1 pseudogene is annotated in these 316 nt (G+C 69.6%); it reads left to right on the forward strand.

Features of this window, described 5'->3' with window-relative positions:
* Nucleotides 1-43 precede the first annotated feature (43 nt).
* Nucleotides 44-316 (forward strand): annotated as a pseudogene (locus tag IG63_RS23420) (hypothetical protein); the annotation flags it as partial.

A 316-nucleotide genomic window follows, 5' to 3' on the forward strand; every position in this document is an offset into this window, starting at 1 on the left:
ACAGAACTCTAGCGCCGAGCTACCCGGGAGTAACGTCTGGCCCATGGCCGATGTGGAGGAGACGGGTGCCGATCTCGGCGCGATGCGTGCCGAATACGGTGCGGCGCATCCGGGTTCGCGGAACTCGGGACCGTTGCTGGGTGTGCACGACACGGAACTGGACGAACTCTCGGTGGCCGGGGGCTGGGAGCCGCTGCTGCGGCTGTGGATAGAACAGGCGACCGTCGCCGGGATCGCCGAACCCAATGCCATGGTGCTCGCGACCCTCGCCGGGACCGGGGCGGACGCCCGGCCGGTGACCCGCACGGTGCTCTGC

The sequence above is a fragment of the Nocardioides aequoreus genome, from assembly GCF_000720335.1.
GTDB classification, from domain to species: Bacteria; Actinomycetota; Actinomycetes; order Propionibacteriales; family Nocardioidaceae; genus Marmoricola; species Marmoricola aequoreus.